This is a genomic window from Kitasatospora sp. NPDC007106, from assembly GCF_040634455.1.
Lineage (GTDB): Bacteria > Actinomycetota > Actinomycetes > Streptomycetales > Streptomycetaceae > Kitasatospora > Kitasatospora arboriphila.
Window position 1 is genome coordinate 1 of sequence record NZ_JBEYFP010001162.1, and the last position, 1,559, is coordinate 1,559.

Below are 1,559 nucleotides of genomic sequence, written 5' to 3' on the forward strand. Positions count from 1 at the left end.
GGCGGCAGGCCGGCCCCGACGACCCCGGCGGGTTCAGCACCTACCAGGTCGGCGACATCAGCCCCGACATGTCCTTCCTGGAGATGCTCGACACCCTCAACGAGACCCTGGTGCTGCGCGGCGAGGAGCCGGTGGCCTTCGACCACGACTGCCGCGAGGGCATCTGCGGCGCCTGCGGCATGGTCATCGACGGGCAGGCGCACGGGCCGCAGCCGACCACCACCTGCCAGCTGCACATGCGGCACTTCGAGGACGGCGCCACCGTCGACGTCGAGCCGTGGCGGGCCGCGGCCTTCCCGGTGGTCAAGGACCTGGTGGTGGACCGCTCCGCACTCGACCGGGTGATCGGCGCCGGCGGGTACATCACCGCACCGACCGGCAGCGCACCGGAGGCGCACGCCACGCCCGTCCCCAAGGAGGCGGCGGACGCGGCCTTCGAGCACGCCGCCTGCATCGGCTGCGGGGCCTGCGTGGCGGCGTGTCCGAACGGGTCGGCGATGCTGTTCACGGCGGCGAAGGTGGTGCACCTGAACCTGCTGCCGCAGGGTGCGCCGGAGCGGTCGAGCCGGGTGCGGGGGATGGTCGGCGCGATGGACGCCGAGGACTTCGGCGGCTGCACCAACACCGGCGAGTGCGCGACGGCCTGCCCGAAGGGGATCCCGCTGTCGGCGATCTCGGCGCTGAACAGGGAGTTCCTGCGGAGCAGTCTCAAGTGAGGGACACCTGATGGGGGTGCTTGCCCCATCGGGCAAGTCCCAGCGCCCCTGGTGGTTGCTCCTCCTGAGGGAGTCCGTCAGGGGTCGGTCGGGAGTTCCTGTTCGGTCCAGATGGTCTTGCCGGCGGCGGTGTAGCGGCTGCCCCAGCGGTCGGTGAGCTGGGCGACGAGGTAGAGGCCGCGGCCGCCCTCGTCGGTGAGGCGGGCGCGGCGCATCCGGGGCTGGGTGCTGCTGCCGTCGGAGACCTCGCAGGTCAGGGTGTCGGCGTGGATCAGACGGACGCCGACCGGCCCGCCGGCGTAGCGGATGGCGTTGGTGACCAGTTCGCTGAGGACGAGTTCGGTGGTGAAGGCGAGGTCGTCCAGGCCCCAGTCGGCGAGCCGGGCGGTGGCGTCGGCGCGGACCTTGGCGACCGCGGCGGGGTCGGGGTCGACCGTCCAGGTGGCGGTGGATTCGGCGGGGACGGCGCGGGTGCGGGCGAGCAGCAGGGTGACGTCGTCGCGCAGCCGGGTGGGCGGCAGTCCGGCGACGAGTTGCAGGGCGGCCTCGCGCAGCGGGCGGTCCTGCCGGGCGACGGCGGCCAGTCGCCGCTGGATCTCGGCCATGCCCTCGTCGATGTCGCCCTCGCCGCGTTCGATCAGGCCGTCGGTGTAGAGGGCGAGGACGCTGCCCTCGTCGAGGACGGCCTCGGTGGCTTCGAAGGGCAGTCCCCCGACGCCGAGCGGCGGGCCGGGGGTGACGGGCAGGAAGTGGACGGTGCCGTCGGGGCCGGCGACGGCGGGCGGCGGGTGGCCGGCGCTGGCGATGGTGCAGGCCCGGGTGACCGGGTCGTAGACGGCGTAC

General features: G+C 73.8%; 2 protein-coding genes. One reads left to right on the forward strand and one right to left on the reverse strand.

Annotation, left to right across the window (positions count from 1 at the left end; translation table 11 throughout):
- Positions 1-716 (forward strand): succinate dehydrogenase/fumarate reductase iron-sulfur subunit (locus tag ABZ641_RS36750; protein ID WP_359988897.1); only part of this gene is annotated, 716 nt, incomplete at its 5' end.
- Between the two features lie 77 nt (positions 717-793).
- Here ABZ641_RS36750 and ABZ641_RS36755 read toward each other — a convergent pair.
- Positions 794-1,559, reverse strand: a 766-nt coding sequence (locus ABZ641_RS36755; protein ID WP_359988899.1) for an ATP-binding SpoIIE family protein phosphatase, incomplete at its 5' end; no start/stop codon positions are given.